General features: G+C 35.8%; 28 protein-coding genes and 1 pseudogene. 20 read left to right on the plus strand and 9 right to left on the minus strand.

Going from position 1 to position 26,926, the window contains the following annotated elements:
- The first annotated feature begins 18 nt into the window (after positions 1-18).
- Positions 19-963, plus strand: a complete 945-nt coding sequence (gene yhaM / locus BGI23_RS05210; RefSeq protein ID WP_000726638.1) for a 3'-5' exoribonuclease YhaM — start codon at positions 19-21, stop codon at positions 961-963.
- Between the two features lie 594 nt (positions 964-1,557).
- Positions 1,558-1,758 (plus strand): hypothetical protein, encoded by a 201-nt coding sequence (locus BGI23_RS05215; RefSeq protein ID WP_070805407.1) that lies wholly within the window; start codon positions 1,558-1,560, stop codon positions 1,756-1,758.
- A 22-nt stretch (positions 1,759-1,780) separates the two neighbouring features.
- Here BGI23_RS05215 and BGI23_RS05220 read toward each other — a convergent pair whose 3' ends face one another.
- The gene (locus BGI23_RS05220) at positions 1,781-1,969 is read right to left on the minus strand and encodes a hypothetical protein (protein WP_000712159.1); all 189 of its coding nucleotides are present in this window, start codon (positions 1,967-1,969) and stop codon (positions 1,781-1,783) included.
- A gap of 637 nt (positions 1,970-2,606) precedes the next feature.
- Here BGI23_RS05220 and BGI23_RS05225 point away from each other — a divergent pair.
- The 13 genes and pseudogenes from BGI23_RS05225 (at position 2,607) to glpD (ending at position 15,551) form a co-directional block, all read left to right on the plus strand.
- Positions 2,607-3,551, plus strand: coding sequence for a ring-cleaving dioxygenase (locus BGI23_RS05225; RefSeq protein ID WP_070805408.1), 945 nt, complete (start codon positions 2,607-2,609; stop codon positions 3,549-3,551).
- A gap of 44 nt (positions 3,552-3,595) precedes the next feature.
- Complete coding sequence (locus tag BGI23_RS05230) at positions 3,596-4,573, plus strand: ring-cleaving dioxygenase (RefSeq protein ID WP_070805409.1); 978 nt, start codon at positions 3,596-3,598, stop codon at positions 4,571-4,573.
- A 256-nt stretch (positions 4,574-4,829) separates the two neighbouring features.
- A complete protein-coding gene (locus BGI23_RS05235; protein WP_070805410.1) occupies positions 4,830-5,924 on the plus strand; it encodes a response regulator aspartate phosphatase in 1,095 nt (364 codons plus the stop codon).
- The gene (locus tag BGI23_RS05240; protein WP_017561265.1) at positions 5,925-6,284 is read left to right on the plus strand and encodes a hypothetical protein; all 360 of its coding nucleotides are present in this window, start codon (positions 5,925-5,927) and stop codon (positions 6,282-6,284) included. It abuts the gene before it with no gap.
- A 237-nt stretch (positions 6,285-6,521) separates the two neighbouring features.
- Positions 6,522-7,394: an alpha/beta fold hydrolase gene (locus BGI23_RS05245; protein ID WP_157441053.1), complete on the plus strand. Its 873-nt coding sequence runs from the start codon at positions 6,522-6,524 to the stop codon at positions 7,392-7,394.
- An 80-nt stretch (positions 7,395-7,474) separates the two neighbouring features.
- Positions 7,475-7,675, plus strand: a complete 201-nt coding sequence (locus BGI23_RS05250; RefSeq protein ID WP_000449227.1) for a sporulation YhaL family protein — start codon at positions 7,475-7,477, stop codon at positions 7,673-7,675.
- A gap of 174 nt (positions 7,676-7,849) precedes the next feature.
- A complete protein-coding gene (locus BGI23_RS05255; protein ID WP_048554132.1) occupies positions 7,850-8,701 on the plus strand; it encodes a DUF2935 domain-containing protein in 852 nt (283 codons plus the stop codon).
- Between the two features lie 271 nt (positions 8,702-8,972).
- A complete protein-coding gene (locus BGI23_RS05260; protein ID WP_070805412.1) occupies positions 8,973-9,623 on the plus strand; it encodes a DUF7018 domain-containing (lipo)protein in 651 nt (216 codons plus the stop codon).
- A 28-nt stretch (positions 9,624-9,651) separates the two neighbouring features.
- Positions 9,652-9,917, plus strand: a pseudogene (locus BGI23_RS05265) (DUF3994 domain-containing protein); the annotation flags it as partial.
- Positions 9,918-10,620: 703 nt separating this feature from the next.
- A complete protein-coding gene (gene glpP, locus BGI23_RS05270; RefSeq protein ID WP_000394283.1) occupies positions 10,621-11,181 on the plus strand; it encodes a glycerol uptake operon antiterminator GlpP in 561 nt (186 codons plus the stop codon).
- A gap of 228 nt (positions 11,182-11,409) precedes the next feature.
- Positions 11,410-12,231: a glycerol uptake facilitator protein GlpF gene (gene glpF / locus BGI23_RS05275; protein ID WP_001272193.1), complete on the plus strand. Its 822-nt coding sequence runs from the start codon at positions 11,410-11,412 to the stop codon at positions 12,229-12,231.
- A gap of 13 nt (positions 12,232-12,244) precedes the next feature.
- On the plus strand, positions 12,245-13,735 hold the full coding sequence (gene glpK, locus BGI23_RS05280; protein WP_070805413.1) for a glycerol kinase GlpK: 1,491 nt from the start codon (positions 12,245-12,247) through the stop codon (positions 13,733-13,735).
- A 133-nt stretch (positions 13,736-13,868) separates the two neighbouring features.
- Complete coding sequence (gene glpD / locus BGI23_RS05285) at positions 13,869-15,551, plus strand: aerobic glycerol-3-phosphate dehydrogenase (RefSeq protein WP_070805414.1); 1,683 nt, start codon at positions 13,869-13,871, stop codon at positions 15,549-15,551.
- 198 nt (positions 15,552-15,749) lie between these two features.
- Here the strand turns inward: glpD and BGI23_RS28305 are convergent, their stop codons facing one another.
- Positions 15,750-15,914, minus strand: a complete 165-nt coding sequence (locus tag BGI23_RS28305) for a hypothetical protein (protein WP_000561155.1) — start codon at positions 15,912-15,914, stop codon at positions 15,750-15,752.
- Between the two features lie 442 nt (positions 15,915-16,356).
- On the opposite strand from BGI23_RS28305, the gene BGI23_RS05295 reads away from it, so the two are divergent.
- The 4 genes from BGI23_RS05295 (at position 16,357) to BGI23_RS05310 (ending at position 19,246) form a co-directional block, all read left to right on the plus strand.
- Positions 16,357-16,767 (plus strand): DUF2283 domain-containing protein, encoded by a 411-nt coding sequence (locus BGI23_RS05295; protein WP_070805415.1) that lies wholly within the window; start codon positions 16,357-16,359, stop codon positions 16,765-16,767.
- A 254-nt stretch (positions 16,768-17,021) separates the two neighbouring features.
- Positions 17,022-17,555 (plus strand): sigma-70 family RNA polymerase sigma factor, encoded by a 534-nt coding sequence (locus tag BGI23_RS05300; RefSeq protein ID WP_044792647.1) that lies wholly within the window; start codon positions 17,022-17,024, stop codon positions 17,553-17,555.
- A 4-nt stretch (positions 17,556-17,559) separates the two neighbouring features.
- On the plus strand, positions 17,560-17,967 hold the full coding sequence (locus BGI23_RS05305) for a PadR family transcriptional regulator (protein ID WP_042874536.1): 408 nt from the start codon (positions 17,560-17,562) through the stop codon (positions 17,965-17,967).
- Positions 17,968-17,974: 7 nt separating this feature from the next.
- Positions 17,975-19,246: an FtsW/RodA/SpoVE family cell cycle protein gene (locus BGI23_RS05310; RefSeq protein ID WP_070805416.1), complete on the plus strand. Its 1,272-nt coding sequence runs from the start codon at positions 17,975-17,977 to the stop codon at positions 19,244-19,246.
- A gap of 101 nt (positions 19,247-19,347) precedes the next feature.
- Here BGI23_RS05310 and BGI23_RS05315 read toward each other — a convergent pair whose 3' ends face one another.
- The 4 genes from BGI23_RS05315 to BGI23_RS05335 all read right to left on the minus strand — a co-directional run bounded on the left by BGI23_RS05315 (position 19,348) and on the right by BGI23_RS05335 (position 24,236).
- Positions 19,348-19,911, minus strand: coding sequence for a hypothetical protein (locus BGI23_RS05315; protein WP_070805417.1), 564 nt, complete (start codon positions 19,909-19,911; stop codon positions 19,348-19,350).
- 88 nt (positions 19,912-19,999) lie between these two features.
- Positions 20,000-22,333, minus strand: a complete 2,334-nt coding sequence (gene helD / locus BGI23_RS05320) for an RNA polymerase recycling motor HelD (RefSeq protein ID WP_070805418.1) — start codon at positions 22,331-22,333, stop codon at positions 20,000-20,002.
- A 419-nt stretch (positions 22,334-22,752) separates the two neighbouring features.
- A complete protein-coding gene (gene prsA, locus BGI23_RS05325; protein ID WP_000710070.1) occupies positions 22,753-23,616 on the minus strand; it encodes a peptidylprolyl isomerase PrsA in 864 nt (287 codons plus the stop codon).
- 425 nt (positions 23,617-24,041) lie between these two features.
- A complete protein-coding gene (locus BGI23_RS05335; protein WP_000172692.1) occupies positions 24,042-24,236 on the minus strand; it encodes a hypothetical protein in 195 nt (64 codons plus the stop codon).
- A 118-nt stretch (positions 24,237-24,354) separates the two neighbouring features.
- Here BGI23_RS05335 and BGI23_RS05340 point away from each other — a divergent pair, with 118 nt between their 5' ends.
- Positions 24,355-24,690, plus strand: a complete 336-nt coding sequence (locus BGI23_RS05340) for a DUF1878 family protein (protein ID WP_000383651.1) — start codon at positions 24,355-24,357, stop codon at positions 24,688-24,690.
- A 5-nt stretch (positions 24,691-24,695) separates the two neighbouring features.
- On the opposite strand, the gene BGI23_RS05345 is transcribed toward BGI23_RS05340, so the two are convergent.
- From BGI23_RS05345 to BGI23_RS05355, 3 genes are all read right to left on the minus strand, one after another.
- Entirely contained in the window at positions 24,696-25,253 is a 558-nt protein-coding gene (locus BGI23_RS05345; protein WP_000834918.1) for an HTH-type transcriptional regulator Hpr, read from the minus strand.
- Between the two features lie 298 nt (positions 25,254-25,551).
- Positions 25,552-25,914: a YtxH domain-containing protein gene (locus BGI23_RS05350; protein ID WP_070805420.1), complete on the minus strand. Its 363-nt coding sequence runs from the start codon at positions 25,912-25,914 to the stop codon at positions 25,552-25,554.
- 178 nt (positions 25,915-26,092) lie between these two features.
- Positions 26,093-26,527, minus strand: a complete 435-nt coding sequence (locus BGI23_RS05355) for an HIT family protein (RefSeq protein ID WP_001016840.1) — start codon at positions 26,525-26,527, stop codon at positions 26,093-26,095.
- Positions 26,528-26,926: the final 399 nt, after the last annotated feature.

Consider the following 26,926-nt stretch of genomic DNA (forward strand, 5'->3'; position numbering starts at 1 on the left):
TTTGGTGGAGGAATTCGAATGAAAAAGAAAATTGCAGAGTATGAAGTTGGTGAACAAGTCGATATTTTCTTGTTAATTAAAACAGCGACAAAAGGTATCGCAAGCAATGGAAAGCCATTTTTAACAGTAATCTTACAAGATCCAAGTGGAGATATTGAAGCGAAATTGTGGGACGTATCACCAGAAGTTGAGAAACAATATGTAGCGGAAACAATCGTGAAAGTAGCTGGAGATATTTTAAACTACAAAGGCCGTATTCAATTACGTGTGAAACAAATTCGAGTTGCGAATGAAAATGAAGTAACAGATATCTCAGACTTCGTAGAAAAAGCACCAGTGAAAAAAGAAGATATGGTTGAGAAAATTACGCAATACATATTTGAAATGAGAAACCCGAACATTCAACGTCTAACAAGACATTTATTAAATAAGCATCAAAACGAATTTTTAGACTATCCAGCAGCGACGAAGAACCATCACGAGTTCGTATCTGGATTAGCTTATCACGTCGTATCGATGCTTGATTTAGCGAAAGCTATCTCAAATCTATATCCATCATTAGATAAAGACTTACTATATGCAGGCGTTATTTTACATGACCTTGGTAAAGTAATCGAATTATCTGGCCCAATTTCTACAACGTATACGTTAGAAGGAAATTTACTAGGCCACATTTCAATTATGGTGAACGAAATTGGGAAAGCAGCAGACGAGCTGCAAATCGATGCAGAAGAAGTATTAATTCTTCAACACATCGTGCTTTCTCACCACGGAAAAGCAGAATGGGGTAGCCCGAAACCACCATTAGTAAAAGAAGCAGAAATTCTGCACTACATCGATAACTTAGATGCAAAAATGAACATGATGGACCGCGCATTAGGACGCACAAAACCAGGCGAATACACTGAGCGTGTCTTTGCACTTGATAATCGTTCGTTCTATAAACCGTCGTTTCATAATTAATAGTGTGAATAAAGTGGCCTCATTAAGTGTTAATATGCTTAGTGGGGCTGTTTTTTATTGAAAATGAAATAAAATAGTTAAGAAGTACGTATGGGTGTAATGAAGAACTAATAAAACATATCTTGCCACTAGAATGGGAGCATATCAACTTTTTAGTTGAGTACCGCCAGCATGTCAGAAAAATTATGCTAAGCAAAAAATACAATAGGCTGTCCATATGGGCAGCTTATTTACATAATTCTCGTTATTGGGAGTTGATTAATATCAGTTCATTTGTTTTTCAAAAGGAGTTATTTTGTTCGTTCAAAGATAATATCAAAGTAATTCGCGTACCCCATAGTTGGTGGCGCAAATAGTTGATTTTATAGGGGGGAAACCTGTAACTAAAGCCTAATATAGGTGTTTTTGTTTAAATTTTGCTTAATTCTCACTGGTAATTCACTAAAAATTTAGAAATCGTTATATAATGAATTTAATTTAAAATTAGGAGTGATTAAATTGCCAGATATGATAAACCTCGTTCTTTTCATCATTATAGCGAGGTGTTAAAACTTCTAATAGAAAGCATATTCGATTAAGAAAGAAGGGGTAGTTATGAAAACTAGTGAAGAAACGCATTGGCAAAGGTTTAAACGTAAGAGTAAATCCCCGAAAGAGTGGTTAAAGAAAGTATACGAATTTTTTATTAATGAACACGTATGGGATGCTATCTTTAAAGTGTTCCTTAAACTAGTATGGGCAGTAAAAGGTATGGGGAGAAGCTTGAAACGGGTAATAGAAAACATATTCAATTAAATTCTATTCTGTCATACTTTCCTCATACGATCGATAATTTCCAATAAATTTGTTTTATATAATGGAGTGTGAATACGACAGTTGATACAGCAATGGCTATAATACCTATATGTGCGTAAAAATTGAAGTAATCATATTTCTGGAAGAAAAATTCAAGGACAGGAAATAAAAGAGTAAGACTAGCAATTAATATTAATTGTTCTTTTTTCATTATCATGCCTCCTTCTTTGTATAATTCAGCATTGATAGAAACAATTCCTATATGAATATCCTATACATGATCAGTTAACATAACGTTCTATTATCAGTAGCAAGGACAAGGAGGAACCCTGCTCTCACAAGGGAACCTCCTTTTTACGTTCTATGGATCTATGCAATTTTTTATACATTCCTATTCTGGTGCGGTTTTAGGGTGCTTGTCTGTTATTGGATTAACGGAAAAACTGTATAAAATCTCGCATACTCGTAGCGTGTTTTTTTCAAAAATGCTGGCGATATCTCACATCCATCAACTTATGAATTTTATAATGTCCTCAAACCAAGAATTTCTCGTGTTTTTAGTCCAAAATGTTATTTAATAAAAAAATATCTCGAATTTGAGATAAATCACTTGCTTTTTAATCACTTGAGGTGTAAAGTGATAGTAACGAAAGCGATTGAGTCATATGAAAAACATACACTCATTTGCTTTCGACTTACAAAACAAAGCAACTTATGCAGTAAAAACTAAGATGAATTTACAAAAACATAATGAGAATAAATTAAAACGCTAAAAACCATATTAGTTGTGGGAAATGTTATTTTTTTAGTCATCACTTGACTAGTAAAATGAAACGGAGGAATAAACTATGTATGAAATTAAAGGGCATCATCATATTTCAATGGTTACGAAAAATGCAAATGAAAATAATTACTTTTATAAAAATGTGCTTGGCTTACGTCGTGTGAAAATGACGGTAAACCAAGATGATCCGTCTATGTATCACTTATTTTACGGAGATAAAACAGGAAGTCCAGGTACGGAATTATCATTTTTTGAAATGCCTTTAGTAGGAAAAACGTACCGTGGTACGAATGCAATTACGCGAATTGGATTACTCGTGCCTTCAGAGGAAAGCTTACATTATTGGAAAGAACGATTTGAGAAATTTGATGTAAAGCATAGTGAAATGACAACATATGCAAATCGTCCTGCTTTGCAATTTGAGGATGCTGAAGGTCTTCGCTTAGTACTACTCGTTTCAAACGGAGAAAAAGTGGAGCACTGGGAAACTTGGGAGAAATCAGAAGTTCCTGCAGAGCATCAAATTCAAGGAATGGGTTCTGTGGAAATGACAGTTCGTAGACTTGATAAAATGGCGAGCACACTTACAGAGATGTTTGGTTATACAGAGGTTAGCCGTAGCGAAGAGGAAGCAATTTTCCAGTCCATTAAAGGAGAGGCTTTTGGAGAAATCGTTGTGAAATATTTAGATGGTCCTACTGAAAAACCGGGCCGCGGTAGCATCCACCATTTAGCAATTCGTGTGAAAAACGATACAGAGCTTGCTTATTGGGAAGAACAGGTGATACAAAGAGGCTTCCAGTCTTCAGGAATCATCGACCGTTTCTATTTTAAAAGCTTATATTTCCGCGAATCAAACGGAATCCTATTTGAAATTGCGACAGATGGACCAGGATTTACAGTTGATGGAGATGTGGAACATTTAGGAGAAAAACTTGATTTACCACCGTTCCTAGAAGATCAGCGTGCAGAGATTGAAGCGAATTTAGCACCTATAGAAGAGAAGTAATAGAAGAGAAAATATAAATTTTAAAACCATTGGAGGAATATAAAATGAACCAATTAAAAGGAATTCACCACGTTACAGCGATTACAAGTAGTGCAGAAAAGAACTATGAGTTTTTCACTCACGTTTTAGGAATGCGTTTAGTTAAAAAAACAGTAAACCAAGATGACATTCAAACGTATCATTTATTCTTTGCAGATGATAAAGGTAGTGCAGGAACAGATATGACATTCTTTGACTTCCCAGGTATTCCAAAAGGAGTACACGGTACAAATGAAATTTCAAAAACGTCATTCCGCGTGCCAACTGATGCAGCACTAGCGTATTGGGTGAAACGTTTTGACCGTCTTGAAGTAGAACATACAGGAATTAAAGAGCAATTTGGTAAGAAAACTCTTTCGTTCGTTGACTTTGACGATCAACACTATCAATTAATCTCAGATGAATTAGATAATGGAATAGAATCAGGTACACCGTGGCAAAACGGACCAGTTCCATTAGAATATGCAATTACTGGTTTAGGCCCTGTATTCATCCGTATTGCAAACTTTAGTTTCTTCAAAGAAGTGTTAGAGAAAGTTCTATTATTTAAAGAGGTTGCGCAAGAAGGAGAATTCTATTTATTTGAAGTGAATAAAGGTGGAAACGGTGCTTCTGTCATTGTAGAACATAATACAGTTCTTCCTGAAGCACAACAAGGGTTTGGTACGGTGCACCATGCTGCATTCCGCGTAGAAGATCGTGCTGTATTAGAAGAATGGATTGAGAGAATCAGTAGCGTTGGACTTCCGTCATCTGGATATGTAAATCGCCACTTCTTCGAGTCATTATATGCAAGAGTTGCACCACAAATTTTATTTGAATTCGCAACAGACGGCCCAGGGTTTATGGGAGATGAGCCATACGAAACACTTGGCGAAAAGTTATCATTACCTCCGTTCTTAGAGCCAAAACGTGAAGAAATCGAAAAATTAGTTCGTCCAATTGATACAGTGAGAAGTACGAAGGAATTTATGAAAGAGTAACAATAGAAATAGTAAGTAGGAGAGCAAGTAGTTTTAGCTGATCGCTGGAACTGCTTGTTTTTTTATTTGTTCTATGAAGTTTTCTGACAATTTTTTCTCAAGTTATCAAAAAGGAAAACTTTGGTATAATCAATTAAAATATTTAATTTTCTGATAATTATTTTTCAATACATAGAAAAGAGGTGGTAATATACAATTTGGATAATTGTATAAATATCCTAATTTTGTAAGTTTGAAGAGAAGGGGATGCGAGTGTATGGGAGCAGATGTAGTAACACGGGAGCAAATGAAACATTCTTTAGATGATTGGTATCGTGTAATGTTGCAGCAAAACATAGAGAAAGCCACGGAAATGAAAGAGGAGATTGATAGTAAGATTAGTGTGCTGGATGTGGATCAGGATGTATTGCTTTATCATGCGTTATTGAACTTTAGATATGATGCATTAGTTGATTGGATTGGGGTTAGAGAAGATAGTTTTGATAAAGTGGAAGCTTTCGAAATTCCAACAGAGGGCTTTTTAGCTTATTATTATCACTTTTTTAAAGGGTTTCATTGTACATTAATTTCAAATTATAACGAAGCGAAAGAACAGTATGAGCAAGCTGAGAAGTTATTAAAATATATTGCAGATCCGATAGAGCATGCGGAGTTTCATTATCGGATGGGGAATTTCTATTATCATTCCTATCAACAAATTAATGCAATTGATTATTTGAAAAAGGCAAAAGAAGATTTTACAAAGCAACCAGGATATGAGATTAATTTGGCTTTATGTAAGAATGTATTGGGTTTATGTTGTATAGATTTAAGACAATTTGAATTGGCGGAGGAAAATTTAAATGATGCATTAAATGTTTTCCAACAAGCTAATCATGAAAAATATATTTTAATGGTTAGAAATAATTTAGGATGGCTATACGGCAGTCAAGATTTATCTGATTTAGCGATTAGACATTTAAGCGAAGTTACTCAAAAAATGCCTGAAAATTTTAAAGCAATTTTTACTGAAGCGGAGGAAAACTACAAATTAGGTAGGGTAGAAACTGCTGATGAGTTAATAGAATTGGGCTTAAGAATTTGTAACAAATTACAAAATAAAGAATTTCAATATCGATTTATAATTTTAAAAGAGCTGAATATTAAATCCAGTGCTAGTCAATTAGAGAAAGTAACTTTAGAAGGGATTTTATATTTTGAAGAACATTCTCTTTTAGAGTGTGTTAAAGAATATATGGAAATATTAGCTTATAAGTTTTATCAGGAAGAAAATCATGAAAAAGCTAGTAAGTACTTCTTTATTAGTAGTCAAGCTCAAAAAAGAATTCTCAAAAAGGGAGCGTTAAAATAAATGAAAAAGGCTAGTTTATTCATTACCGGTTTAGTAGTTACACTGTCAATTGGACTGAATTCTTTGGCTGGGTTTCAAGAGCAATCATTAAATAGAGGAGACACAGGTGGAGCACCAGCAAGGCCAGACTATGTTAGCTTTAATAAAGGAGATACTGGTGGAGCACCAGTAAAACCAGACTATGCTAGTTTTAATAGAGGAGACACGGGTGGAGCGCCAGCAAGACCAGACTACGTTAACATTGGTGAAACAGGCGGAGCACCAGCAGATAATAGAGGCGATGGAGGAGCACCAGCCAACTTCAATAAAGGTGACGGTGGCGGTATTAGCAAACAAGATTCACACGCTGACCATTTTTAAATTAAATAACAAAGTGAAGGGACCTCATAACGAGGTCTCTTTTCTTTTTGCGACTAAAAACAATTGACTTACTTTAAATATGTAACTATAATAGTTACAAAACAACCATTAGTAATAGAAATGAGTTATATTTTTTTAGTGTAATTGTAACTTTAGTAGTTACAATTGAAATTAATCATAAAACAACCAAAAAATGTAAAAACTTTAAATAGCAACAAGAGAAAGGAGACGGGAATGTTGAAACGGTTTAAGTTTTATATGATTAGCGGTATTGTGCTCGTTTTGCTTATCGTATGTAACTTCGTTGATAAGCCAATCGCGAAGGTTGGAGAAGTGAAAGATACTGTTATGATGAAGCTGAATACGAAAGAGAGTATGGCACAAATCGACGGGCAGACGATCTATTTTAAGAAAATTGGTGAGGGGAAGCCTCCTTTACTTATGCTGCACGGGTTTGGTGGTTCTTCTGATGGATTTAGTGATATTTATCCGGAACTTGCGCGAGATCACACGATTATTGCAGTGGATATTTTAGGGTTTGGGCGTTCTTCAAAGCCAATTGATTTTGAGTATTCGTTTCCTGCGCAAGTGAATTTATATTATAAGTTAATGAAGAAGCTTGGATATGATCAATTCGCAGTACTTGGTCATTCGATGGGCGGAGAGATGTCACTGAATTTAGCATATTTATATCCGGATGCAGTAACGCATCTCATTTTAGCGGATTCTACAGGAATAGAGTCTTTCCAGCAAAAAGAAAGTTATGAAGTGCCGCCGCTATCGACAGACTTACAAACTGTAACTGAGATTACGGATTATAATAAAAATGAAGTGAAAAATAGTCGTGACGATAAACAGCATTATGATCAGCTGACGAAAATGAGAGAGCGCCGCATTGCGATGGAAGCCGATAAAATTAAGGTGCCGACTCTAATTATATGGGGTAGAAATGATAAGAGCGTTTCTTGGAAAAATGGTGAACTGTATCATCAGCTATTTGCGAATAGTACGTTCCATATTATTGAAAAAGGATACCATGCGCCGTTTCGCCAGGAACCAATCGAGTTTATGGAATATGTACAAGCGTTCTTCGCGAAGAATCCACAATGATAAAATTTTAAGCATAAATCTACTTCTTTCCTCATACAGTGAAACTAATAAGGCTTGTCTAAGGAAAGGAATGAAGTAGAGTGGAAACTTTACCATGGTGGGTGTATCTTGTAATCGTTGGGATCGTATTAAGTGGCTACATGGTTTTATATACTTCGAAAAAAGAGCAAGAGATGGATAATGAGTTTATTGAAAAAGAAGGCGAAGTGTATATGAAGCGTTTAGCAGAGGAACGCGAGAAACGTAATCAGGATAGTGATAAAGATTCTGTATTGCTTTAATAGAAATGTTGAAAGGCTATTATCTAGTAGAAGTTTACATCTAGATGGTAGCCTTTTTCTTTTTTGGAAGCATGTATACGAAATTCATCATGAACTTTTATTGAGGGCATTTATATATATGTTTCTTCATAAGAATGGAACTAGCGGGGTATTTTATTGGGGGGGGGATTAACAATGCATAGGGATGAAACTTCATTACATCCGGATACAGGTGTTACATCTGTAATGTTTGTTGAGCGTTCATTAAATGAAATTCGTTTTTGGTCTAGAATCATGAAGGAGCATTCTCTTTTTCTTCGCTTAGGGTTTAGATGTGAGGATACGCAACTAATCGAAGAGGCGAATCAATTTTATCGATTGTTTGAACATATTGAACAAATAGCGCATTCCTATACAAATGAAACAGATCCTGAGCAAATCAAAAGGTTTAATGCAGAAGTACAACAAGCCGCAACTAATATTTGGGGATTTAAACGAAAGATTTTAGGGTTGATTCTCACATGTAAATTGCCGGGACAAAATAACTTTCCACTGTTAGTTGACCATACGAGTAGGGAAGCTGATTATTTTAGAAAACGTTTAATGGAATTAAATGAAGGAAAATTAGATGCTCTTCCTGATGCTATTATTAAAGAAAATGTTTTCTTTCTAAGGATTATGGCAGACCATGCTAAATTTATTGGTCATCTTCTTGATCCATCAGAAAGAAAGCTTGTAGATACAGCGCGAAATTTTAGCAATGATTTTGATGCATTAATGTATCAAGCAATTGACTTAGAATCAATGAAACCACAATCCCAAACAGTCCCTCTTTTAGATCAATTTTTAGATCAAAATCGTGTATCGGTTGCATCTCTTCGGGATTTTAAGAAGACAGCACGTGATTTAATTGAGCAATGTAAAATAAAGAGTATCATTCACCCACTATTGGCAGACCATGTTTTCCGTGAAGCTGATAGATTTCTTGAAATCATTGATATGTATGATGTTCATCTTACAAATATTCAATCACAACATAGATATTAGAAGGTAAGGAAAGATACTATTTTGCTTTCAGTTGAGAAGTTAACAATGAATTGTTAGCTTCTTTTTTCGCGTAGAAATGTCTCTTTAAAAACTACATAATTCCCTTTGACCAAATATGTAATTCTCTGTAAAATGATATATATGGAAAGATTGTGAATATACAGGAAATCTATTCGTAGTAGATTCTAATAAATTATTCGGGGAAAATTTATTAATTAAGTATATTAATTTTTTCACAATCAATTTTACAACTAAAGGGGTAGTAGTAATCATGAAGGCAAAGAAATTAGTGAGTTTAGCATTACCAGTTATGTTATTGAGCGGTTGTATTACAATTGAAACGGATGGTAAGAAAGCTGATGAACCAAAGAAAGAAGAAACACAAAAGGTAGAGAAAGAGAATAAGGCTTCTGAAAAAGAGAGTAAGTCAACTGATAGCAAGAAAGAGGATAGCTCATCTGTAGCGAAAGGTGAAGGTACAAACAGTAGTTCATCAAGTAGTCAACAAAGTTCCTCTTTTAATTCTTCAACTGGTAAGGTAACTGGTTCGGATGTTGAAAGGTACAAGGCAGATATCATAAACAGTGCTACTCAAATTGAAGATACAATGAAATTAATTGAAGGAATAGCAAATTCAGACGTAAAATCATACAAACAAAAGAAAAGTGAAGTACAACTGAGTTTAGGTGGAGCGAAGGCAACAACGAAGAAACTGAAAAATTTACAAGCGCCTCCTGAATTACAGGGAGAACAAGCGAAGATAAAGCAATCGATGGAACTGTATGCGGATTGTTTCCAACTTCTCTTTGATGCATTAGACCAAGAAGACGAGAGTAAAATGCATCAATCATTAAGTAAAGCACAAGAAGGTTCAAAACTGTTTGAAGAAGCAGCGAAGAGTATCGGTAGTAAAACCAACTAAGAATAAATGGCTTAAAGGGCTATGAGGTATGAAAGTGAAGAAACTAATAGCTGCTGCAGTTCCAGTTGCTTTATTATTAAGTGGTTGTGTTACAGTAAAAGATTCGGCAAATAAAGAAGAAAAGACAGAAGAAACAAGTAAATCTAAGGCCTCTGAAACGAAGGGGAAATCAACTAATTCGAAAGAAGAAAGTAAAGATGTTCAAAAGGTTCGCGTTTTTGATGAAGATTATGCACATATTTATTAGACATTGAACAGGATATGTTAAGACGATTTGATTACTATGATGGAAACACATTACAAATTTATCATATGGACGATAACGTTCGTATTCGGTATGCAAAACAATAAATAATCGGCAAGAAACTCTGTGATAAATTTTACAGGTTTTTTTGTTCGTTCTAATTGTATTTCTTCATTATTTTCCTAGATACTAGTATAAGTTGGGAGATGAATAAAATGATTTTCTTTCTGGAAAATGATAAGAAGGGGAATCGGGATAGTGATAAGGATTCGGTTTTATTATAATTATGGGAGCGTGGATAACGTACTGTTATCCACTGTTTTATTTCCTAAAATATATCAACGATTTTTCAAATATATCGAACACAACTTGAAATATATCAACGATTTTTTCAATATATCGACGATTCGACATAGGATATCGACTTACCGACACAAAACGACAATATTAAGAAGCACGGTTATTGTTCGGGAAATTATTATTGGAACATAGCATATAGAATGTACATACTAAATAGCACCATTATAAGCTGTAACGCACAAGTTGCACAGCCAACGCAACGACAACTCGCTTTACTCATCATCATGTATTTGCTCATACTAGAAGTAGATAGGTGAGAAACATAGTATGATTTTTAGTGAACGCTTAAAAGAAGAACGAGAAAAATGAAAGAAATCCCCTACACTAGCTGTTCTTTTCACTTAAATTGTGTACTATAAAGGATAGGACGACATAAAGAAGGGGACATATAGAATGGAATTTCATGAACAAAAGATTTTGCCGGCAGTGAGGCAAATTAAAGATTTGGAAAAGCTATTACATAGTTCGTATGAGTATATCGTTATTTTAGATATTCATGTCGGTCAATTGAAGAGTGTTATATCACTTGCGAAGCAATATTGTAAAAAGGTGTTTTTACATGTGGATTTAATTCATGGTTTGCAGAGTGATGGGCATGCGACGGAATATTTATGTCAGGAGTTTAGACCGTACGGGTTACTTTCAACAAAGGCGAGCGTGATTATGAAGGCGAAGCAAAAAGGTGTTGTGGCAATACAACGCATCTTTTTAATCGATTCGAGTGCGATGGAGAAGAGTTGTAATCTTTTAGATAAGACGAAACCGGATTATATAGAGGTACTTCCTGGAGCATTAACGGACGTTATCGCTGAAGTGAAAGAGCGTACTGGTGTACCGATTTTAGCGGGTGGTTTTATTCGTACAGTGGATGATGTGGAGAAAGCGTTAAATGCTGGTGCGACAGCAATTACGACATCAAAACGCGAACTATGGAAACATTACCAAAAAAAGTGACGAAAATGTGAAATAATTCTGTTGACACCGCTTTCATTAACGGTTAACATTATAGACAAGTTAATAAACGTGACGGAGAAAAGAAGAGATCCACATTTCATTGTTTCTATATAAATTTATATAGAAGCGTGCAAAGCTGTGGGTCTTTTTCTTTTGATAAAAACGAATGGCCATTCATTTTACCTCTATCACATTTGGAAGCGTTTAAATTGATTGTGGAGGGATACTATGTCAGCATTTTTAGGAGAGTTAATAGGGACTGCGTTGTTAATCGTACTTGGTGGCGGCGTTTGTGCTGGTGTAAGTTTAAAGAAGTCGTTTGCGAAAGATTCTGGTTGGATTGTAATTACAATGGGCTGGGGCTTAGCGGTAGCGGTTGCAGCATATGCGGTTGGATCAATTAGTGGGGCACATTTGAATCCAGCTTTAACGATAGGATTAGCATTTAAGGGAGCGTTCCCATGGAGTGACGTACCTGGTTATATCGCAGCACAAATGATTGGGGCAATTATCGGGGCAGTTATCGTATATTTACATTACTTACCACACTGGAAAGAAACAGAAGATCCAGGAACAAAGTTAGGCGTATTTGCAACAGGTCCAGCAATTCCGAACACATTTGCAAACCTTTTAAGTGAAATGATTGGAACATTCGTTTTAGTATTTGGTATATTAGCAATTGGTGCAAATAAATTTGCAGATGGATTAAATCCATTCATCGTAGGTTTCTTAATTGTAAGTATTGGTTTATCATTAGGTGGAACGACAGGATACGCAATCAACCCAGCACGTGATTTAGGCCCGCGTATCGCACACTTCTTCCTTCCGATTGCAGGAAAAGGCGGTTCAAACTGGAAGTATGCATGGATTCCAGTAGTAGGTCCGATTTTAGGTGGATCACTTGCAGGATTATTCCATCAAGTTGTATTTGAAGGAAAACAAAATGCAGCACTTATTTATGTGATTATTGCAACAGTGATTGTACTAGCAATCTCTTATATGACAAGCAAAAAAAGTGGAAGCAATACAAATAGTAGAAAAGTAGCATAAGGGGGAAACCGATATGAAAAAATATATTCTTTCATTAGACCAAGGAACAACTAGCTCACGCGCAATTCTTTTCAATAAAAAAGGTGAAATTGTTCATTCAGCTCAAAAAGAATTTACACAACATTTTCCAAAGCCGGGCTGGGTAGAGCATAACGCGCAGGAAATTTGGGGATCTATTTTAGCAGTTATCGCAACTTGTTTAAGTGAAGCTGATGTAAAACCAGAACAAATCGCTGGTATCGGTATTACGAACCAACGTGAAACAACGGTTGTATGGGATAAAACAACTAGTAAACCAATTTACAACGCAATCGTATGGCAATCTCGCCAAACAGCTGAAATTTGTGATGAGTTAAAAGAAAAAGGTTATGGCGAAATGGTTCGCGAAAAAACAGGTCTTTTAATTGATGCATACTTCTCTGGTACGAAAGTAAAATGGATTTTAGATAACGTTGAAGGTGCAAGAGAGAAAGCAGAAAACGGCGATCTATTATTCGGAACAATTGATTCGTGGCTTGTATGGAAACTATCTGGTGGTAAAGCGCACGTAACGGATTACTCAAATGCATCACGTACATTAATGTTTAACATCCACGACTTACAGTGGGATGATGAGCTTCTAGAAATGTTAACAGTACCAAAGAGCATGCTTCCAGAAGTACGTCCATCATCTGAAGTGTATGGAGAAACAATTGACTATCACTTCTTCGGTCAAAATGTACCGATTGCCGGTGTAGCTGGTGACCAACAAGCAGCATTATTTGGACAAGCTTGTTTCGGTGAAGGTATGGCGAAAAATACTTACGGAACTGGTTGCTTCATGTTAATGAACACTGGTGAAAAAGCAGTAGCTTCTGAGCATGGTCTATTAACAACAATTGCATGGGGAATAGATGGTAAAGTAAAATATGCATTAGAAGGAAGTATTTTCGTAGCAGGTTCTGCAATTCAGTGGTTACGTGACGGAATGCGCATGTTTAAAGATGCAAGTGAGAGTGAAGTGTATGCTTCTCGTGTTGAATCAACTGACGGTGTATACGTTGTACCAGCATTCGTAGGATTAGGTACACCTTACTGGGATAGTGAAGTACGCGGTGCTATGTTTGGTGTAACACGCGGTACGACGAAAGAGCACTTCATTCGTGCAACACTAGAATCTTTAGCTTACCAAACAAAAGACGTATTATGCGCAATGGAAGCAGATTCAGGTATTGAACTAAAAACATTACGCGTTGACGGCGGGGCAGTTAAAAATAACTTCTTAATGAAGTTCCAAAGTGATATTTTAGACGTTCCTGTAGAGCGTCCAGTAATCAATGAAACAACAGCTTTAGGTGCAGCGTACTTAGCTGGTCTTGCGGTTGGATATTGGAAAAACCAAGATGAAATTAAAGAACAGTGGCATATGGACAAACGCTTTGAACCAACGATGGAAGCGAAAACAAGCGAAGAGCTATATGCTGGATGGAAAAAAGCAATTGAAGCAACAAAAGCTTTCAAATAATCATAAACAGTGTTATAATGGTGACAAGTTAATAATTCGGTAGGAGATTTGGAGAGACCACAACACGCTATAGAGGCGAAATCTATAGCGGAGTTTGTGGTCTCTTTTTTCGTTATCAAAGGGAGGAATTACCATGAAATTTTCAAGTAAACAACGTAAAGACGTATTAAACGGAGTAAATAAACAAGAATTAGATGTGATCGTAATTGGTGGAGGTATTACTGGTTCTGGTATTGCATTAGATGGAGCAACACGCGGGTTATCAACAATTGTGTTTGAAATGCAGGACTTTGCAGCAGGTACATCAAGTCGTTCAACGAAGCTTGTACACGGTGGTCTACGTTATTTAAAACAACTTGAAGTGAAAATGGTAGCAGAGGTGGGTAAAGAGCGTGCGATCGTATATGAGAACGGTCCCCATGTAACAACACCAGAGTGGATGTTACTTCCGTTCCATACAGGTGGTACGTTCGGATCATTCAGTACATCAATTGGTCTTCGTGTATACGACTTCTTAGCAGGTGTAAAACGAAGCGAGCGCAGAAAAATGTTTAGCCGTGAAGAAACGCTGAAGAAAGAGCCTCTTGTAAAACAAGAAGGATTAAAAGGCGGCGGTTACTACGTTGAATATCGCACTGATGATGCGCGTCTTACAATTGAAGTAATGAAAGAAGCAATTGAACACGGCGCAAAAGCTGTTAACTACGCAAAAGTAGACGGTTTCTTATATAAAGATGGAAAAGTATGTGGTGTACGTGTAATCGATTTACTAGACGGAGAAGTATATGAAGTTTACGGTAAGAAAATTGTAAACGCAGCGGGTCCTTGGGTAGATACACTTCGTGAAAAAGATAACTCGAAAAAAGGGAAAGTACTTCAGTTATCAAAAGGTGTTCACTTAGTAATTGATCAAAAACGTTTCCCATTAGGTCAAGCGATTTACTTCGATACACCAGATAAACGTATGGTATTCGCGATTCCGCGCGGAGGAAAAACATATGTAGGTACAACAGATACGTTCTATGATAAAGATGCAGCTGTACCACAAATGACAACAGAAGATCGCACATACATCATTAATGCGATTAACTATATGTTCCCAAGCGTAAAAATTACGGAAAAAGACATCGAATCAAGCTGGGCTGGTGTACGTCCGTTAATTTATGAAGAAGGTAAGAGTGCATCTGAAATTTCTCGTAAAGACGAAATTTGGACTTCTGAATCTGGTTTAATTACAATCGCAGGTGGTAAATTAACAGGATACCGCAAAATGGCTGAAATGGTAGTAGACTACGTAACGAATTTACTACAAAAAGAAGGTCATAGTGCATATCCGAAGAGCACAACGAAACATATGCCAATCTCTGGTGGACATGTAGATGGCTCTAAAGGATTACCAGCATTTATTGCGAAAAAAGCAGGCGAAGGTACAAAATACGGTTTAACGACAGCACAAGCAGAAGAATTCGCGAAATTCTACGGCTCTAACGTTGACATACTATTCGACTTAGCGAAAAAACATAAAGATGAAGCGAAAGAATACAACATGCCGCTAGACGTTCTAATCCCACTTGTATACGCAATGGATTACGAAATGACAGCAAAACCAGTTGACTTCTTCGTACGCCGCAGAGGTGCTGTATTCTTCAACATCCACTGGGTATACGAGTGGAAAGAAGCAGTAATCAACTACATGGCTGCGAAACTAGGCTGGAGCAAAGAAGAGCAAATGAAACACACAGCAGAACTAGAAAAAGCATTAACAGACGCTGTCGTTCCTGTAGACCAACAAGAACAAGCAGCTGCATTAGCGTAAAATAGAGAAACACCTGAAGAGAACCTCTTCAGGTGTTTTTTATCTTGACTAAAAATAAATAAAATGTGTTACAATGATGGTAGAGTATATAGTATGAATTTTGCATAAAATAAAGAAGACAGAAGCCTGAGAAACTTCTGCCTTTGTAACCTAACTTGCTATTGTGGTGGTAGTAGGTGCGGTTATAAGACAATTACATTAACGTTTTAGCCGAGAACCGCCCTTACCTTTTCCACGAAGCAGGGTGGTTCTCGCTTTTTTGTATACAGAAATTAGCCACGGACCGACGTATCTTCTACCGATGACAACGCCAGCTCCGGTTAGGATACCGTACATTAATTTCATTACAAACATCGCGATCATATTATCACCTCCCCCCTTTTTTCAAAATGGAAGAGATGATTACCACACCTACTAGTTATAGCTTATTAAGTTACAGTTTAATTGTATTATGTTTTAAAATAGGGAACAAGACAAATGGATGAAAAGCCCTAGTTTTAAATGGTTGGGTAGTGTGTAAAGCGTGTTTTGTCATATACAACTTATTTGTGACCGCCTACAAGTTAAGGTTTTCATTCAACCTTGTTAAATAAACAAACATAACTAAAAAATAAGGATAATGATAACAACGTTCAGATGAAATAAACAACAGAACTAGAAAAGCAGTAGATCAACAATAGCAAGCAGCTGCGTTATGTATAGAAATTCAAATACTATACTTGTATTTTATAACTCGAAAACCTAATATTTAGTTTATTGAGATAAGTGTAATACAAAAAAATAAGATACCGATATGAGGTGTATCATGAAAAAATTAATTACTTACGACCCTGCAATCCAGATGGCATATCTGTATGTAATTCCATTCACTTCAGAAATTGAGATTGAATCAACTGAAGAATTGGAAGAAAATCCGACATTAAATTTAGATATAGATCAATTCGATCGTATAGTGGGGATAGAGTTTTTTGGAGAAAATGCTCGTAAATTAAAAGAATTAACAAATAAGAGTAAAATATATATAAAGAAAACTTCAAATGATAATACATACATATACTCATTTAGACTTTCTCAGGATACTCATTTGCAAAAAGTGTTATTTCATAATATCGTATTTTATTTTTCGGATAAGAAGTATGAAGAATTTATCGGTTTTGATATTATGAAGCCCTCTTTGTATGGCTATGAGATATTAGATTCTTTAAGTGAGTGTTAGGAAGAAGGGGGACCCTGATTAAATGGGTTCTTTTTTATTTAGCGGTTTTTGAAGAAGAATTTCAAAATGAAAGAGCGCCTTGGGAGAAAGACGCTCTTTAGGTGAATGTAGTGTAATAACTATTCGGTTTATTATATGTAATTTGCTGAGGAAGTGTTTTATAAAAAATGTTATTATCAATTACATTTTTTTATTTAATTTATAAAACTTTTCCATACAGTGCGTCGTCTAATATATGGGAAGGAGGAAATGCTGTGGATGAATTAACGGTAGAAGCGTTTGAAATAGAAGATAAGGAGGACCTTATCGACGAAATCATGAACAAGTATGGACAAGAAGTCTTACAGCTTGTGTATTCATATGTGAATAATAAAGAGGTTGCGGAGGATTTAACGCAAGATATATTTGTGAAATGCTATAAATCTCTTCATACATATAAAGGGAATTCGAACTTAAAAACATGGTTATGGAGAATTGCAATCAATCATTGTAAGGACTATTTAAAAAGTTGGTATAACAAAAAAGTTATCGTGACAGAGGATGACTTTACGTATATGGGGAGTCAAAAAGAAAGTGTGGAACAAACTGTCATTCAAAATGCGGAGGATCGTGAACTGACTTCTGCAGTAATGAATTTACCGATCAAATATCGAGAAGTGATTTATTTATTTTATTATGAAGAGTTATCAATTAAAGAGATTGCGATTGTAATAGAAGTGAAGGAAAACACGATAAAAACGAGACTGAAAAAAGCGAAGGAACTTTTGAAGAAAGGATTGGAGGAATAATCACATGGAAGATCGATTAAAAGGTTTGCGAAAATCAATGGAGAACACAACGTTTAAACATTTGAGTTTTTCTGATCAGCACCAAAAGCGGGTGCGCGAAAAAATCAATCAATCGTCCGAGAAAGAAGAAGATATCCTTTTAGCAGTGTTGCAACTTCTTATGAATGAAAAAACAGGTTATGAATTGATGCAGCTGTTGCGGGGGAGAGGGATTCAAAAATTCGAAGGTGATGAAGGGTCTCTATACACTTTATTACATCGGCTAGAGCAGAATCGCTTTATCCAATCTAGCTGGGACCACGCGGGAGCTAAATATTATCAATTAAATGATAAAGGAAACAAGATGGTACGAAAGGCAGAGAAGAATGCTACGAAGGCACGATTTATATTAAAAGGATTAGTACAGGAGTGAGAACAAATTGAACAAAAAAGGGGAGCGTTTTTTAAAAGAGGTTACGAACCATATTAAATCAAAAGAAGCGAAGGACTTGGTGGCAACGGAACTAGACTTTCACTTAAAACAGGCGAAGAATATGTGGATAGAAAAAGGGTTAAGTGAGGAAGTTGCTGAAGATAAGGCCGTTGAACAAATGGGGAGTCCGATTAAACTGGGGCAGGAACTTAACAAACTTCATAAGCCAAAGGTTGATTGGTTTTTAATTGGTTTATTAGTGGCTGCGATGGGGTTAGGGTTTTTGCCGGTTATAGCCTTTGGATACATGAATGATTTACTAATGGATAAGGTGATAGCTGTTGTTCTTGGTATTGCAACAGCGTTAGGGATGATGCTGATTGATTATCGGAAGTTAGAGAGATTAGGGTGGCTGTTTTACACAATTGGAGTACTTATCTTGTTAATGATATACTGTTTTCCGAACGATTCGATACTTGGAGAACCGATAATAAAAGTTGGTCCTATTGCAATTGATCGTTTAATGTCAGTACCGTTCTTTTTTCTGGCTTGGGCTTCTTTTTTCAATAACAATAGATTGAAAGTTAGGTATCTTGTAGTGTTGTATTTATTTTCTTTGTATTTATTCTTAATTGGCGCAGCTTTTTCAGTGATTTTTATTTATATCACGATGGTATTCGTTATGCTTTGGTGGAGTAAGTTAGGGAAGAAAAAGGCATTAATTATTACAATTGTACCAATCTGTTTATTGATTATAGGGGCCTATTTTTCCTGGGCCACAGTAAAAGGAGTTTATTTGGATAGATTTTTAGGGTATTTGAATCCAGAGCGTGATGCACAGGGCGCAGGATTTATGTATATACGTTTAAAAGAGGTAATGTCGTCAGCAGGGTGGTTTGGTACATATGGAGATGTAAAGCTCATCCCTAATCCAGATAGTGATTTTGTATTTGCAAGTTTGACTTATTATTATGGATATGTGCTTGCACTGGTCCTTGTTTTAATTCTTTCTCTTTTTGTAGCACGGTTAATGTTCATATCTTATACAATAAATGACCGGTATGGTAAATTGCTTCTCATTGGAGGAATGACTCTTTTCGTAGTTCAATTCCTTTATAACGTTGGTATGATTTTAGGTTTATTACCGATTACCGCTATATTATTACCTTTTATTAGTTATGGATTAACACCAACTGTATTTCATGCGCTTTTAATGGGAATCGTACTGAGTGTATATCGACGTAAAGATATGTCGTTTAGAATAAGAAAAACACCTTGATACTTATATAAATTGCATGTAAAAGATTGTATTATTATGATCAAGTATAGACATAAATAGAGAGCAGAAGAGGGGTATGATAAATAACCCTCTTTTCGTGTTTAAATAAGTGCACTCTCTTTAATAGAAATACATAATTCAGAACGAGAAATTGATTCAGCTAGCTGCTGTAAATAGGCGTATTCTTCCGCGTCTTTTTCGGAAGTGTTAGGATCCAATACAGGTGAAGAAAGAAGTACATCAATCGTAAGTATGTCTGCATCATGAGAAATGATGTTATAACCTGCAAATACAGGTTGTTTTAAGTCTTTTACTTTTTGAATCATCTGATGGAATTTCGTAACACTTATATGGATTTGTGCGAATGGAAAGCATTTTTGGGTAGGATTCCCGATGGTCTTTCTAATTTTATAATCGTATACATAGTAGTACTTTTCTTGCTGCTTGATTGTTTGCAACTCTTTCGTTAATAAGTGGTATTTGTCTGTAAGTTCAGTTGTAAGTACATCTTGTTCTTCGCCAACTAATAATGTGAAAGGTCTTGGTGAGGAGATTGAAATGGTGCGGACGTTTAGGTCAGTAAAAGTGTGCTTAGATTGTAAAATGGTATGTAATTTTTCGGCAGGAAATTCACCGTCATAAATAGCAATAAAATAATGGTTCATCTTTTCGCTCCTTAACTTTTTTCTAAACTGATATATTCTACTTTAAAGGTGTAAGTCCTGCATAAAAAAGAAAACACCTTGATTGTTATCAAGGTGTTGTAATAAGCTCAAAACTCTCCGAATCAGCCTCAAGAATAAAAGGACTAACCTCGCCAACGCTATAAAGTTGTAGTTCATGCATCGCGCGCGTACAAGCAGTATAGAACAATCTACGTACGCTCTCATCACTGTACACATCTTTAGAAGCATCGTAAATAATAACAGCGTCAAATTCGATACCCTTCGCTAAGTAAGCAGGGATCACAACGATGCCTTGCTCATACTCAGCTGAGTTACTCTTAACGAGTTTAATATTCTCGATATGACTAAGCGCTTCGTATGCAGCGGCACTTTCAGCTGCGGATTTACATATAATTGCGATTGTATTGTGCTGCTCTTTTTGCAGTTCAGCAATTTTGGCAGTAATACGTTCGTGCAGTTCGCTCTCATTTGATACTTTCGTTACTGTAGGTTTCTCGCCGTCACGTTCAAAGGCGTGAATGTTCTTGCCTTCCGGTACGAGAGCACGTGTGAACTCAATAATTGGTTTTGTTGAGCGATAGCTACGAGTTAAGTTAATGCCGTTTGTTTCGTCTGGCCCGTATAAATTCGTAAGTGTATCGAAATTCACTGTTTCACTCGCATGGGCAAATATCGCTTGGTTAAAGTCTCCGAGTACCGTCATTCTCGCAGCAGGGAAGAGACGTTTTAAAAACTCGAACTGAAACGGTGAATAATCTTGCGCTTCGTCTACGAGTACGTGTTTAATTGATCGGTTCGTTTGGAAGCCTTCAATTAACTCTTTTAAAAGTAAAAATGGAGTTGCATCCTCGTAATATAATTTTCCTTCATCGAGCATGTTCACCGTTAAAGAACAAATGTCATCCCAGTCTTTCGGTTTTTCTCCCGTAACCCATGATGCATCTGTGAATAGCTGTTTATATATGCCTGTGAAATTGATAAAGCGCAATGTTTGAACACCTTTGCGAAGTGGTTTCAATTTTTTACGGACAATCATACGTCCAAGTACTTTCGCTTCTTTCTCAAAATCGTTAAAGGAGTTGTCGTCGAACTCACCTTTTTTCTGTAAATATTTATAAGCCTTTTGATATTCATCTTTACTAAGTAATTCAATTTCCTCTTCTACCCAAGGCTTTTTCAGTTCTGTTTTTTCAATTTCATCTATTTGTTTATTTAGCCAATCCGTTAACTTTTCAATTCGATTATGGAAGCGGAGGGAGGAGTCAGTATTATAAAATTGCTCTGTAATTTCTTTCGCAGAGACAATTAGCTTTCCTCTAAATTTCATTCCTCTAAATAGCATGCCTGATGATTCAAGAGATTGTCTGTACGCTCGAATCATTTCGAAAAATTGAGTAGATGCTTTAAAGCGAATGCTTGCATTTCTTGTTTTATAGATAGGGCTATTTGTTTCAGTGAGCATATATTCTAATTGCTCGTATGGATCTTCCACGTCAAATGACTTACTTAGTCTATGATTTAAATATTCTTGGAATGTCACTTGCTGCATATTTTCTTCGCCGAGTTCAGGTAGTACGTTAGATACGTAGCTATTGAACATAGAGTTAGGGGAGAAGAGAATAATTTGATCTGCTTTTAGCCATTCGCGATATTTATATAGTAAGTAGGCGATTCGTTGCAGGGCAGCTGACGTTTTACCACTACCAGCAGCTCCTTGCACGATAAGGAGTCGGCCTTCATCGTGACGAATAATTTCATTTTGTTCGCGCTGAATCGTAGCGACGATACTTTGCATATGTTTGTTTGTACCTTTTCCGAGCGCTTGTTGCAAGATCTCATCGCCAATTGTAAGGCTCGTATCGAACATAGAATCAATCTCGCCATTTTGAATAATGTATTGTAATTTTTTCTCCACGTTACCGTGGATTACGCCTCCTGGTGTACTATATTCAGCTGGTCCTGGTGGATAATCGTAGTATACACTCGAAATAGGTGCGCGCCAGTCATATATAAGAAAGTTTTCTCCGCTAGCATCCGTAAGTGTAGCAACGCCAATATAAATTTGTTCCGCAGCAGATTCTCCTTCTTCTTTGAAATCAATTCGTCCGAAATAAGGTGCTTTATGCATGCGTTTTAGTGCGGCAAGTCGATTAAAGGTGTGCTTATGGGTAATTTGTGTGACAGCTAGTGACTGAGCTTGTTGTCTTAAGTTGATAACTGTTTCAAGATAATCATCAAAAGTATCAGTATTCACTTTCACGTCATCCCAAAAGTGTTTACGAATATGGATTACTTCTGCCCGGCGTCTGCCAGTTTCGTTTTCCAGTTTATCAATTTGCTGCGTAATCGTTTCGATTACGGTATCCAATCTTTTTTGCTCTAAATCAAGTTTTTTGTTCATACGGTAAGCACTCCTTTAAAAGTGAAAAATAGAGGTTGACTGAAGATGTGTTTTGGTGTAAAATTAAGATACGGATAAATACGTTCTTTATATTTAGTGAAACGTGTTTCTGTACTAATTTAACATAGTTTTTGAATTTAATCAATGATAATAAGATAAACCTTGGTTCCGTGTGGCGTGGATCAAGGTTTTTTTGTGTTTTAAGAGGGGTTCGCAGTTATTGTCAGTTTCTGTCGGTAAGTCGATATATTATGAAAATCGCCGATATAATTGGAGTTGTGGTCGATATATTTAAAAAATCGCTGATATAATTCATTCAGAGGACCAACTATATAATTTCATTTACCGAATCTAGATATAACTACCGAGAGAAGAGGGGATAAAAAAAGCTCGGGCCTAAGCCCAAGCTTTTTATTTCATTATTTCTTTTCTTCTTTTTTAGCGTCAGTTTTCTTCTCTTCGAAAAGATCTTTCAAATCTTTATCGTCAACTTTTACGTCAGCTTTTTTGATTTCTTTCATCATAAGATCGTTCATGAATGCGCCATCTTGTGCTTTCTTTTGAACGATTTCTTTTTTGATGTCAGCTTTAGATTGTTCGAATGATTTTTCTGGCTCTTTAATGTCTGTTACTTTAATGATGTGGTAACCGAATTGTGATTTCACAGGTTCGCTTACTTCATCTTTTTTCAGTTTATAAGCAGCCTCTTCGAATTCTTTAACCATTTTGCCAGGTCCGAAGAATCCTAAGTCTCCACCTTTTTCTTTTGAACCAGTATCTTCAGAGTATTGTTTTGCTAACTCTTCGAAAGATTTACCTTGTCCAAGTTCTTCTTTAACCTTTTTCGCAGTTGCTTCATCTTTTACAAGAATGTGGCTTGCTTTAATTTCAGGCTTGTAGTTATCTTTTAATTCTTTATCAGTGATTGTTTTCTCAATAGCTTTTTCTTGCGCTAATTGAGCACGTACACCAGTTTTTAACGTTTCTTCTTTAATACCTTGTTGTTTTAATAGTGTATCGAATTGATCACCGTATTGTTTTTTCATTTCATCGAACTTTTTGTCTACTTCTTTGTCTTCAACTTTGTAGTTTTTAATAAGTACTTTTTCCATAACCATGTTGTTTAGTACTTGTTTACCAGCTTGTGTCTTCATTTGCTCGTAGAATTCTTCTTTTGTAATGTCACCAGCTTTAGATGTAACGATTTTGTCTGATGATGATGTTCCACATGCTGATAATGCGATTACACTTGTTGCGGCTAAGGCAAGCATAGCTTTCTTCATTCGATAAACACTCCTACTATTATGTATTTTTAATTTATCCTATACCAATGAATTTTAGTTCATTAGAGCCCGATTAAGTCTCACTGATACTTTTGCTTTTTTTGTTGGTAAAGCTCGCTTAACAGGGCTTACCGAGGCTTTAGGATAAAGTTAAGATGCGTGTCATGTATTTCATAGTATAAGCAATATGTACAAAATTTAATATATCATATTTCGACGTGTTTTCATATTGATAAAGAAAAATTAACCAGTACGTGTCAGATTTTGAAGGTGTACCATATTGGGCGTATGCCGCATATACAGAATAGAGGAGGGGATGGGGATGAATTCTCAACTTATTTTATTACTTGTACTGTTTATTTTATTGGTTATAGTAGGTATAATTTGCTTATAGAGGAAAAAAGTGAGGAAGGGGCTTTCCTTCCTCACTTTCCATGAAATATAATTTCTATATAACTAGAAATTAATAAAATTGTTATACATACATTAATAACCCGAAAGACACCGGGTTGGCGGCTCGCAGATATTTGTTTTCGTTCACACAGTGTATGTGTCATGAAATTCGTGTAAAATATAACAAGAAGTGCGAATGCGACAAAAACAACTGTTATAAGTGTCATGAGGCGAGACCTCCTTTTGGCTAAAATACATATACTTTATATATTGTATCATACGATATTTTGTTCGTGTTATAAAATTCAGAAATAGAAGACTTTGTGTTAGAAAGTGAGGGAGAAAATGGACGTTGTTAGAAGATTAGAACAAGCTGAATACTACGTAGACCTACTATTTAAAATGATTGATGAAGAAAAGTGTCCATTTTATTCTTTGATCATAAAGAAAAAAGCTCGTAAAAAAGATATTGAACGTATACTAAATCTTTGTGAAATACTGAACGAACAATATGTAGTGGAGAAAGCAGAAGGACTTCTTTTGTTCGATGCGCTGTTAGATCAATTTGAAAAAGCGCTTCCACATCAGCTCGAAGTACACGAAACTGCGGAAGCGCTAGCAAAACAAGGTTTATTCAAACCGCTTATGAATGAATTCTTAAGCATGATTGCGAAAAAGTAAATAGATTACTTCTTAACTAACTTCTGATCGGATTCTGTAAAGTTCTCTTCAATATCTTCTAATGATTTCTCAAAAATATCGATGAAGTCTTGTCCGTAAATGTTGCGCAAGATAGCAATCAGTTCGATATTTTCTGGGAACTTCCCATAAAAATTACGAAGTGCAAGAGCCCCATTAAACACTGAATTATTTTCAGGATCATACTCCTCCATTAAGCGAAGTAGTAATTCTTCCCCTTTGTCTGTAATTTCAATGTACGTATTTCGTTTGTCATCTTCTTTTTTAGAGAATACAAGATACCCGCGTTCTTCCAGCTTTTTTGAGAAGTTAAACGCCGTTGATACGTGCATAACTCCAAACTTAGCAATCTCAGAAATAGAAGCCCCTTTTAAATGATAAGCGATTGTTAAAATATGATGCTCATTAATGTTTAAATCGTAAGGCTTAATCCACATCTGCCAATCTTTTTCTACACATTTCCATAACGCTTTCGATAATTGAGCAATGCGTTGGCTGAAAATCATCGCTTCTTTTACCGAGTAATCTTTTTCTCCACTTTTCATATACTCACCCACTTTAACATTCTTTTTCATTACTATCTATTATGCCAGTAAAATAAAAATTAATAAAGTCTTTTTGTGAGAATTGTGAAAATTTTTTGGAAAAATGACATTCTATACAAATCATGCATAACTATGGAAGCGTTTTATGAGTCGTGAATACATGTGTTGTCCATACATGTTAAGTGATAACATATATTGTAAATGCATAAAAACACGGCATACTTGTGTGATATGCCGTGTTAAGGTCAATTTATATAAAAAATATTTGTTATATGCAAAAAACTAAGCAGGAATTTGTTTACGCTTTTTCCGGAACAGCTTTTTGTAGTTTCTCAATTGATTTTTGAATGTCCAAAATCTCTTGCTCAATATGTCGTTTGTTTTGAGAAATATCTTGCTTCCAGTTAGAAAGTGTATCGTGCATGTCGTCTTTTAATTCTTGGAACACTTCTTTACCTTCTGAAGCAGTTTCAACGATTTGACGTTTTAATAATTTTGTATCAGCTGTAATATCAGCTAAAGTCTTTTTAATATCATTTCCTTTTTCTTTTAACTTACCGCGCATGTCTTTGCCAGAAGAAGGAGTTGAGAAAAGAACAGTTAGTCCAGCAACTGCTCCGCCGCAAATGACACCTGTAATAAAGGATTTAGCTTTTGACATAAAAGGAGACCTCCTTATTTTTTGTTCGTATTCATGATGTGAAAAAATATGCATATCTTTAAGACGAGGGAAAGGAAAATGTGCAGTCCCTGGCATCTTAAGTGGAGAAACAAGCCGTGCCATATTTAATCACTTTAGGAAAGTGGCTTGTTATGTATGACTACTTATTATAGTGTCACTATTTCACGCTATTTGCAATTGTACTTGCGATGTTTTGTAAATTTTCCATAGTGTATTCATTCTGATGTGATTTCCAAACAGCACCGAAACCATCGTTTTCACCGTAGCGTGGAATTAAATGAAGGTGGAAGTGGAACACAGTTTGTCCAGCTTTTTCACCGTTGTTGTTAAGTAGGTTAAAGCCAACTGGATTAAACTCTGCTTTAATCGCATTTGCGATTTTTGGAACGACAGAAAAAATATGTGATGCGATTTCTGGCGTTAACGCAAAAATGTCTTGTTTGTGAACTTTCGGAATAACAAGAGTATGTCCTTTTGTTACTTGACTAATATCTAAAAATGCAAGCACATGTTCATCTTCGTATACTTTTGAGCAAGGGATTTGCCCGTCAATGATTTTGCAAAAAATACAATTATCTGCTGTATGATTCATTGATCTCATCCTTTCAAATATCCTTAGCCGTATTTTACCATAATTACATAAGAGAACAAACACGAAAAACAGGAAGCTGACTCAGCTTCCTGTTTTCTGAAGAGGGATTGAAAAAAGCATTATCGTAATTTACGTTTCGCAGACACCTCATTTATTTTAAGAAATGCACGGTAAATCGGCTAAAGTTTCTGCCGTAGACACCCCATTTTCAAGTGAAATGAATTGCAATCTTTTATAAAATGAAATTGTTTATTTTTTAAAACAGTATATGCTCTTTCAGAGACACCCCGTTTCGAAAATGAAACAAATAATCTGGTTATGTGTAAATTTCTTTGTCCAACATGGACACCCCATTTCATGATGACTTCACTATGTTGTTGTACTCATCAATTGGTGGTC

The organism is Bacillus sp. ABP14 (assembly GCF_001831375.1).
In the GTDB taxonomy this organism is placed as follows: domain Bacteria; phylum Bacillota; class Bacilli; order Bacillales; family Bacillaceae_G; genus Bacillus_A; species Bacillus_A paranthracis.

What these genes read in the sequence shown, in the direction of transcription:
- BGI23_RS05240 (WP_017561265.1), top strand. Translation starts at nt 5,925, where the DNA reads ATGAAAAAGGCTAGTTTATTCATTACCGGTTTAGTAGTTACACTGTCA.
- BGI23_RS05345 (WP_000834918.1), bottom strand. Translation starts at nt 25,253, where the DNA reads ATGAAAAGTGGAGAAAAAGATTACTCGGTAAAAGAAGCGATGATTTTC.
- BGI23_RS05225 (WP_070805408.1), top strand. Translation starts at nt 2,607, where the DNA reads ATGTATGAAATTAAAGGGCATCATCATATTTCAATGGTTACGAAAAAT.
- BGI23_RS05220 (WP_000712159.1), bottom strand. Translation starts at nt 1,969, where the DNA reads ATGAAAAAAGAACAATTAATATTAATTGCTAGTCTTACTCTTTTATTT.
- helD (WP_070805418.1), bottom strand. Translation starts at nt 22,333, where the DNA reads ATGAACAAAAAACTTGATTTAGAGCAAAAAAGATTGGATACCGTAATC.
- glpP (WP_000394283.1), top strand. Translation starts at nt 10,621, where the DNA reads ATGGAATTTCATGAACAAAAGATTTTGCCGGCAGTGAGGCAAATTAAA.
- BGI23_RS05305 (WP_042874536.1), top strand. Translation starts at nt 17,560, where the DNA reads ATGGAAGATCGATTAAAAGGTTTGCGAAAATCAATGGAGAACACAACG.
- BGI23_RS05255 (WP_048554132.1), top strand. Translation starts at nt 7,850, where the DNA reads ATGCATAGGGATGAAACTTCATTACATCCGGATACAGGTGTTACATCT.
- BGI23_RS05235 (WP_070805410.1), top strand. Translation starts at nt 4,830, where the DNA reads ATGGGAGCAGATGTAGTAACACGGGAGCAAATGAAACATTCTTTAGAT.
- BGI23_RS05315 (WP_070805417.1), bottom strand. Translation starts at nt 19,911, where the DNA reads ATGAACCATTATTTTATTGCTATTTATGACGGTGAATTTCCTGCCGAA.
- BGI23_RS05215 (WP_070805407.1), top strand. Translation starts at nt 1,558, where the DNA reads ATGAAAACTAGTGAAGAAACGCATTGGCAAAGGTTTAAACGTAAGAGT.
- glpD (WP_070805414.1), top strand. Translation starts at nt 13,869, where the DNA reads ATGAAATTTTCAAGTAAACAACGTAAAGACGTATTAAACGGAGTAAAT.
- BGI23_RS05355 (WP_001016840.1), bottom strand. Translation starts at nt 26,527, where the DNA reads ATGAATCATACAGCAGATAATTGTATTTTTTGCAAAATCATTGACGGG.
- BGI23_RS28305 (WP_000561155.1), bottom strand. Translation starts at nt 15,914, where the DNA reads ATGATCGCGATGTTTGTAATGAAATTAATGTACGGTATCCTAACCGGA.
- BGI23_RS05230 (WP_070805409.1), top strand. Translation starts at nt 3,596, where the DNA reads ATGAACCAATTAAAAGGAATTCACCACGTTACAGCGATTACAAGTAGT.
- glpF (WP_001272193.1), top strand. Translation starts at nt 11,410, where the DNA reads ATGTCAGCATTTTTAGGAGAGTTAATAGGGACTGCGTTGTTAATCGTA.
- BGI23_RS05340 (WP_000383651.1), top strand. Translation starts at nt 24,355, where the DNA reads ATGGACGTTGTTAGAAGATTAGAACAAGCTGAATACTACGTAGACCTA.
- prsA (WP_000710070.1), bottom strand. Translation starts at nt 23,616, where the DNA reads ATGAAGAAAGCTATGCTTGCCTTAGCCGCAACAAGTGTAATCGCATTA.
- BGI23_RS05350 (WP_070805420.1), bottom strand. Translation starts at nt 25,914, where the DNA reads ATGTCAAAAGCTAAATCCTTTATTACAGGTGTCATTTGCGGCGGAGCA.
- glpK (WP_070805413.1), top strand. Translation starts at nt 12,245, where the DNA reads ATGAAAAAATATATTCTTTCATTAGACCAAGGAACAACTAGCTCACGC.
- BGI23_RS05295 (WP_070805415.1), top strand. Translation starts at nt 16,357, where the DNA reads ATGAAAAAATTAATTACTTACGACCCTGCAATCCAGATGGCATATCTG.
- yhaM (WP_000726638.1), top strand. Translation starts at nt 19, where the DNA reads ATGAAAAAGAAAATTGCAGAGTATGAAGTTGGTGAACAAGTCGATATT.
- BGI23_RS05335 (WP_000172692.1), bottom strand. Translation starts at nt 24,236, where the DNA reads ATGACACTTATAACAGTTGTTTTTGTCGCATTCGCACTTCTTGTTATA.
- BGI23_RS05260 (WP_070805412.1), top strand. Translation starts at nt 8,973, where the DNA reads ATGAAGGCAAAGAAATTAGTGAGTTTAGCATTACCAGTTATGTTATTG.